Here is a 6,416-nt window from a genome sequence, read left to right on the forward strand (position 1 = left end):
GACGAGGGTCGGGACGTCCTGGACGAGGGGATACTCCTTGGGGCCGTCCGAGTGCTGGATCGCCTGACGGGGGATCCACGACGGCGCGCCCGGTTCGATCTGCTTCGTGAAGAACGAGTCAGCCGGGAGTGGGCGACACCTCGGGAGACGAGGGCACGCTCGCGCGCATCATCGGCATCGTCGATCGCACCTCTCTGCTGCGCCGCAGCGCCGACGACACCGATCAGGTCGAACGGGTGATCGTGGCGAACGCCGATCAGATGCTCGTCGTCGTCGCGGCCGCAGACCCGGAGCCCCGCGCGCGCCTCGTCGACCGTTACCTCGTCGCGGCACTGGATGCCGGCATCCGCCCGCTGCTCGTCGTCACTAAGACCGACATCGCCGATCCGACCGAGTTCCTGACGCACTTCGACGGCCTGGACCTGCGTGTGTTCACCAGTGCGCAGGACGAGATGCCCCTCGACGAGATCGGCGACGCGCTGGTCGGACACTCCACGGTCTTCGTCGGACACTCCGGGGTGGGCAAGTCGACGCTCGTCAACGCCCTCGTGCCGTCGGCCTTGCGCGCCACCGGGCACGTGAACCAGGTCACCGGACGCGGTCGGCATACCTCGTCATCGACCGTTTCGCTGCGCTACGAGGGTGCGGACGGCACCGGCTGGGTGATCGACACCCCCGGCGTGCGCTCCTTCGGACTCGGACACGTCGATCCGGCGAACATCCTGGCCGCGTTCACCGAACTCGCCGCGATCGCCCAAGACTGCCCCCGGGGCTGCACCCATCTCGCCGATGCACCCGACTGCGCTCTGATCGAGGCCGCCGAGCGCGGAGAGCTGGGCGAGACCGGGCGTGCCCGACTCGATTCCCTGCAGCGTCTGCTGCAGACGTTCGCGGACAAGGCGGATCAGGCCCCCGGCCGTTAGGCTGGAGACGTGACCCAGCGCCTCGAACCAGGAACCGCAGCCCCCGACTTCTCCCTCCTCGACCAGGACGGGAACATCGTCCGTCTCGAGGATCTGCGCGGCCAGAAGACCGTGCTGTACTTCTACCCGGCGGCGATGACTCCCGGCTGCACCACCCAGGCGTGCGACTTCCGCGACAGCATCTCGTCCCTCCAGGGCGCCGGCTACCGCGTCATCGGGGTCTCACGCGACGAGCCCGCCACGCTGGCGAAGTTCCGCGAGCGCGATGGGCTGACCTTCCCGCTCCTCAGCGACCCTGACCACGCCGTCCACTCCGCCTACGGTGCGTGGGGCGAGAAGATGAACTACGGCAAGCTCGTCGAGGGGGTCATCCGCTCGACGTTCGTGCTCGACGAGGACGGCAAGATCGCTCTCGCGCAGTACAACGTGAAGGCCACGGGTCACGTGGCACGGCTGCGCAAGCAGCTCGGCATCGACGCCTGACCCGCAGCTGTCCCCGAGGTCAGCAGACCTCCCCGACGTCCGCAGCTCTCGGAGGTCACTCCGTTGCGCGCTGCGGACCTTCTCGACGTGCGCTCGAGATCAACAGCGCGAACCCGAGCAGTCCGGGAAGCCCGACCCCGAGGGTGAACGGCCAAGAGATCGGCTGCAGCGTGAGAGAGGCGAGCGCGAGGGCTACGGCGAGTACCTGAAAGACCACTCCGCCTGATCGAGCCCACGACTTCCCGACCCGCGTGCCCACCGCGAAAGCCACGAGGGCTGCGGCGCCGATCAGCGTGAGCACGATGAGCGCCAGGGCCGTCGGCAGGGATGCCGCATCGCCCGCCCCGAGACCGGCGAGTTCGACCACGGCGAAGACCAGGAGCGCCACTGCTTCGAGGGCGAGGATCGCCGCTGCCGCCAAGGCGATTCCGGGTGCGCGCACGGTGTCTCCCAAGGATCGAAAGAAGAGAAAACCCTTGATTTCATGGTTTTCATGTAACAGAATAGAGAAAGTCATGTGCTCCCACAGCGGCGTGGGGCGAGCATTCACGCTCGCATCACAATTCGCGGGCATTCCGTCCGCATCTCAACAGGGTAGCGGAACCCGAACTTCTACCCGAATCCGAGAGGTCGCATCGCGACATCTCTTGAAATCCATACCGAGGAGCCCCCATGGACTGGCGCGATAAGGCCGCCTGCCTGACTGTCGACCCCGAGCTTTTCTTCCCCGTGGGGAACACTGGCCCTGCCGTCGATCAGATCGAGAAGGCGAAGACGGTGTGCGCCACCTGCACCGTCACCGAGATCTGCCTGCAGTACGCCCTGGAGACCAGCCAGGACTCGGGCGTCTGGGGCGGGCTCTCCGAAGACGAGCGCCGCGCTCTCAAGCGTCGCGCCGCTCGCGCACGCCGCGCCTCCTGAACATCCGAAAGCGGCCTGAGATCGACTCTCAGGCCGCTTTCGTCTGTTCGGATGCGGCAGCTCTCACCTCTCGAGCCAGCGCAGGGGGATGTCGATGACCACTTCGGTGCCCTCGCCATCGCTCCCGTGCCACTCGATCGTTCCACCGAGCTCACCCTGGATGAGCGTGCGGATGATCTGAGTGCCGAGGCCCTGGCCGATGCGCCCTTCCGGCAGACCGAGACCGGTGTCCCGCACCGTCACGCGCAGATTGTCCTCGGTGCGCTTGGCGTCGATCGTGACGAAGCCCTCTTGACCTGCGAGACCGTGCTCGACCGCATTCGTCACGACCTCCGTCAGAGCGAGCGCGAGAGGTGTCGCGTACTCGCTCGGAAGAACTCCGAACCGTCCGGTGGACTGTGTCCGCGCGCGTGTGTTCGGAGCCGAGGCGACCTCGGCCACGAGCTTGAGCACGCGGTGGAAGACCTCGTCGAAGTCGACCTTCTGCGTCAGCCCCTGGGCGAGCGTGTCGTGCACCACGGCGATCGCATCCACGCGGCGCATGGCCTGTGTGAGGGCGTCGCGCGCCTCGTCTGAGTGGGTACGTCGCGCCTGGATGCGCAGAAGCGAGGCGACCGTCTGCAGGTTGTTCTTCACCCGGTGGTGGATCTCACGGATCGTCGCGTCCTTGGTGATGAGCTCCTGCTCCTGGTGGCGCAGTTCTGAGACGTCGCGGCACAGCACGATCGCCCCGATGCGGGTGCCGTGGTCCTTCAGCGGGATGGCACGCAAGGACACCGTCACACCGCGGGCTTCGATGTCGGTGCGCCAGGGAGCGCGCCCGGTGACCACCACGGGCAGCGACTCGTCGACCTGCCGGGAGGGCGGGACGAGACGAGTGGTCACCTCGGCGAGAGACTCCCCCTCGAGCTCGTCGTCGAATCCCATCCGGTTGAAGGCCGAGAGCGCGTTCGGGCTGGCGAAGGTGGTGATCCCGTCGACATCGATGCGAATGAGACCATCGGAGGCACGAGGCGCTCCCCGACGCGGTGACGTCGGAGCCGTGAGGTCGGGGAAGCTCCCGTCGGCGATCATGCGGAACAGGTCGTTCGCGCACTCGTCGAAGGTGATCTGCTGGCGAGACGGCGTGCGCACCTCGCCGAGGTTCGTGTGCCGGGTCACCACTCCGATCACGGTCGAGTGGGCGTCGGCACCGCGACCGACGCTCAGGATCGGCACGGCCCGCACGCGCGTCGGCGTCTCCTCGAACCAGTCGGGCGAGGAGGAGTCGACGATCTCGGCCGACTCGAAGGCGCCCTGGACCTGGGTGCGCCACTGGGGCCGCACCCGCTCTCCGACGATGTCGCGATAGAAGAGCGTCGCCGCGCCGCTAGGTCGCGCGTGCGCGACCGCGATGAACGAACCGTCCTCGGTCTGGATCCAGATCACGATGTCGGCGGAGGCGAGGTCCGCGAGGAGCTGTCCGTCCCCGGCGAGACGGTGGAGCCATTCGACATCGCTGTCGTTCAGGCGCCCCTGGGCATGGGCGAGATCACTGAGGGTTGACACCTGACCAGCCTACGGTCAGATGCCTCAGAGAATGGCCAGCGACGTCGCCCGCCAGCGACGATCGATCCCTTCCAGGCGCACGGCGACGGCGCGGGTGCGCCCAGGACCGGCCACCACGACGACGGCTTCGATCACGCCGTCGAGCGGCTCCGTGACCCTCAGCGCCCTGATCTCGAACGTGGGTCGGGCGGGAGCGACCCCGCGCGCGCTGCGTGCCCTCGAGGAGAGGTTCGCGCGCGTGACCAGACTTCGGAATGCGTCCTCGCTGAACCACCTGGCGAGCTGATCGACCTCCCTGACACCGGCCAGCACTTCGAGGACGCCGTGCGTGAGGCTGCGCAGAAGCGGCACGGGGTCGGGAAGCTCGCTGGTCGATGTCGGCTGGGGTGCGAAGTACTCGTGCGGCGTCATGTCGAACTCTCGGTCGGGAAGGTCTGCGAGTGAGCAGTACAGCACCGTGCCGCCAGCGCCGGAGTGGGGTGAGGCGAAGAATGTGGATAACTCGTACGCGCCCGAGCGGGGTCGCCTACGCTCTGTCGGATGCACTGGGACCGACTGTTCGAAGACCTCGAAGGCCAGCTGACCGCGGAGTGGGAGGCGGAACGAGCGGTGCTGGACGCCGAGTCCGAACGGCTGCGCATCGCACGGTTGGACCTGCGCGCGCGGCTGCGTACGCTGTGCAGCGCAGGAGCGGACGTCACGATCGGTCTCGTGAACGGGCGACGGATTCCGGTCTCGTTGCAGACGCTCGGAGCGGACTGGGTCGCCGTCTCCACGCGCGGCACCGGCGAGGAACGCAGCGCACCCGCCGGCTTCTTCCTCCCCCTCGCGGCCGTCACCGGCATCACGACGGATCACGGCATGATCCTGGCGAGCCTCGACGAACCACCCACCGCAGACTCCCCGCTCCGAGAGCGGATGACGCTCGGATTCGTGCTGCGTGACCTCGCACGCCGTCGTGTGCCCGTGCACATCAGCACCCATGTGGGCGACGACGTCCACGGCACGATCGATCGAGCGGCGTCCGATCACCTCGATCTCGCCGTGCATGATCCGGGCGAAGCGCGCCTCGCCCGAGCGGTGCACGGGTTCCGCATCATCCCGTTCACATCACTCGTGGCCGTGCGTACTCCGGTCGATCAGGTGCCGTGAGCCGAAGAGGTGCCCCAGACCTCGGGGAAGCTCGCGGTCTGGGACTGGCGCCACAGCGCCATCCGCCGAGAGTTCTCCGATTCTTCGGCCAGGTACCCGTCGAGGCTGGACTCCTCCACTCGCCAACGAGGCGGTGATCCCAGCTGCGCTCCCCGCAGTCTTCCCTCCTGCACCAGGGCGACGACCTCGTCGACCCCGATACTCAGCAGCTCCGCCACCTGCGAGGGGGCGAGGTAGCGCGGTGCGCGAACGGGGAATGCAGGCATCCCCTCATTCTCGCCCACAGGTTCGCCGCATTCGGGTCCGCTCGTCCCTTGTGGATAACTCCCGGAGCCCCGACGCCGTTTCTGTGACGATATCGCCATGGCTTCCTTCTCTGTTCCTCGGCGCGCGTTCTGGGGCGACGTCCGCTTCCTCGTGGGCATCGCGCTGGTGGCTCTCTCGATCGCCGGTGTCTGGCTCATCGTGTCGGCGTTCGACGATGCCGTTCCGACGCTCCAGGCCACCCGGACCATCACGCAGGGTGAGGTGCTGACGTCCGACGACTTCCAGGTCGTCGACGTCGGTCTGGGGTCGCTGGCCGACGACTACCTCGGCCCGGACGACGTCCCGACCGGCAGCATCGCGTCCCGCACTCTCGAGAGCGGAGAACTCGTTCCGTCCTCGGCTGTGACCGATGCCGACCGCAGCCGCTCCACCACGATTGTCATCCAGAGCAGCACCGGTATCCCGGAAGGAGTGGAGGCGGGCACGGTCGTGGAGGTCTGGCAGGCGCCGCCCCTCGACGAAGGACGCTCCTACGATGTCCCCCGTATCCTGGTCGCCGACGTGATCGTGCACGACGTGCTCGATGCGGAAGGCGTGCTCGCCGACACCGGAACCCAGCTCGAGGTCGTGATCGATCGGGCCGATGTGGCCGACGTGCTCGCCGCCATCACGGGTGGGGCCGCCCTCTCCGTGGTGCCGGTCGGGGCCGAGTCGTGACCGGCGTCGTGGTGGCGATCCCTCAGCCACGGGCGGGTGAACTGGCGGCGGAGCTGGCGCTCGAAGGCATCGACGTCGTCGCGATCCTCTCCCCCACCGCCGTCATCGAGGTGCCTCCGGGCGCGGAGGCGATCATCGTCCCCGCCACCAGAGCGGTGCTGAGCGCCGAGCTGATCTCCGCATGCGACCGTGCCGGGGTGCGCATCCTGGCGCTCGGCGGCGCAGACAGCCGCCTGCTGGGGCGTCTCGGGCTGTCGGAGGCCCTCCGCCCGGAAGCGGCAGGATGGGAGATCGCTGCCGCGCTGGCATCCGAGACAGACACCGTGCCACGCCCGCAGTCCGTCCTTCCGCATCGCGTGATCGCGGTCTGGGGACCGCACGGCGCTCCGGGGCGCTCGACCCTCG

General features: G+C 68.1%; 8 protein-coding genes and 2 pseudogenes. 6 read left to right on the plus strand and 4 right to left on the minus strand.

Annotation, left to right across the window (positions count from 1 at the left end):
- Nucleotides 1–128 precede the first annotated feature (128 nt).
- Nucleotides 129–923: pseudogene (rsgA, locus tag KZA10_RS05825) on the plus strand (ribosome small subunit-dependent GTPase A); the annotation flags it as partial.
- A 9-nt stretch (nucleotides 924–932) separates the two neighbouring features.
- A complete protein-coding gene (bcp, locus tag KZA10_RS05830; RefSeq protein ID WP_055869075.1) occupies nucleotides 933–1,406 on the plus strand; it encodes a thioredoxin-dependent thiol peroxidase in 474 nt (157 codons plus the stop codon).
- A gap of 55 nt (nucleotides 1,407–1,461) precedes the next feature.
- Here the strand turns inward: bcp and KZA10_RS05835 are convergent, their stop codons facing one another.
- On the minus strand, nucleotides 1,462–1,848 hold the full coding sequence (locus KZA10_RS05835; protein ID WP_229778892.1) for a hypothetical protein: 387 nt from the start codon (nucleotides 1,846–1,848) through the stop codon (nucleotides 1,462–1,464).
- A gap of 230 nt (nucleotides 1,849–2,078) precedes the next feature.
- Here KZA10_RS05835 and KZA10_RS05840 point away from each other — a divergent pair, with 230 nt between their 5' ends.
- A complete protein-coding gene (locus KZA10_RS05840; RefSeq protein ID WP_017203224.1) occupies nucleotides 2,079–2,327 on the plus strand; it encodes a WhiB family transcriptional regulator in 249 nt (82 codons plus the stop codon).
- A gap of 63 nt (nucleotides 2,328–2,390) precedes the next feature.
- Here the strand turns inward: KZA10_RS05840 and KZA10_RS05845 are convergent, their stop codons facing one another.
- On the minus strand, nucleotides 2,391–3,875 hold the full coding sequence (locus tag KZA10_RS05845; RefSeq protein ID WP_141386463.1) for a sensor histidine kinase: 1,485 nt from the start codon (nucleotides 3,873–3,875) through the stop codon (nucleotides 2,391–2,393).
- A gap of 24 nt (nucleotides 3,876–3,899) precedes the next feature.
- Nucleotides 3,900–4,286, minus strand: coding sequence for an Rv3235 family protein (locus tag KZA10_RS05850; RefSeq protein ID WP_017831090.1), 387 nt, complete (start codon nucleotides 4,284–4,286; stop codon nucleotides 3,900–3,902).
- Between the two features lie 129 nt (nucleotides 4,287–4,415).
- On the opposite strand from KZA10_RS05850, the gene KZA10_RS05855 reads away from it, so the two are divergent.
- A complete protein-coding gene (locus KZA10_RS05855) occupies nucleotides 4,416–5,027 on the plus strand; it encodes a hypothetical protein (RefSeq protein WP_055872962.1) in 612 nt (203 codons plus the stop codon).
- On the opposite strand, the gene KZA10_RS05860 is transcribed toward KZA10_RS05855, so the two are convergent.
- Nucleotides 5,015–5,293: a helix-turn-helix domain-containing protein gene (locus KZA10_RS05860; protein ID WP_017831092.1), complete on the minus strand. Its 279-nt coding sequence runs from the start codon at nucleotides 5,291–5,293 to the stop codon at nucleotides 5,015–5,017. The genes KZA10_RS05855 and KZA10_RS05860 overlap by 13 nt on opposite strands.
- A 97-nt stretch (nucleotides 5,294–5,390) precedes the next feature.
- Here KZA10_RS05860 and KZA10_RS05865 point away from each other — a divergent pair, with 97 nt between their 5' ends.
- On the plus strand, nucleotides 5,391–6,011 hold the full coding sequence (locus tag KZA10_RS05865; RefSeq protein WP_141386464.1) for an SAF domain-containing protein: 621 nt from the start codon (nucleotides 5,391–5,393) through the stop codon (nucleotides 6,009–6,011).
- Nucleotides 6,008–6,416, plus strand: a pseudogene (locus tag KZA10_RS05870) (hypothetical protein); the annotation flags it as partial. The gene KZA10_RS05865 and the pseudogene KZA10_RS05870, both read left to right, overlap by 4 nt.

Source organism: Microbacterium sp. BF1 (assembly GCF_019279095.1).
In the GTDB taxonomy this organism is placed as follows: domain Bacteria; phylum Actinomycetota; class Actinomycetes; order Actinomycetales; family Microbacteriaceae; genus Microbacterium; species Microbacterium maritypicum.

Coding starts and splice junctions, on each gene's coding strand:
- KZA10_RS05840 (WP_017203224.1), top strand. CDS start 2,079: ATGGACTGGCGCGATAAGGCCGCCTGCCTGACTGTCGACCCCGAGCTT.
- KZA10_RS05850 (WP_017831090.1), bottom strand. CDS start 4,286: ATGACGCCGCACGAGTACTTCGCACCCCAGCCGACATCGACCAGCGAG.
- KZA10_RS05855 (WP_055872962.1), top strand. CDS start 4,416: ATGCACTGGGACCGACTGTTCGAAGACCTCGAAGGCCAGCTGACCGCG.
- KZA10_RS05860 (WP_017831092.1), bottom strand. CDS start 5,293: ATGCCTGCATTCCCCGTTCGCGCACCGCGCTACCTCGCCCCCTCGCAG.
- KZA10_RS05865 (WP_141386464.1), top strand. CDS start 5,391: ATGGCTTCCTTCTCTGTTCCTCGGCGCGCGTTCTGGGGCGACGTCCGC.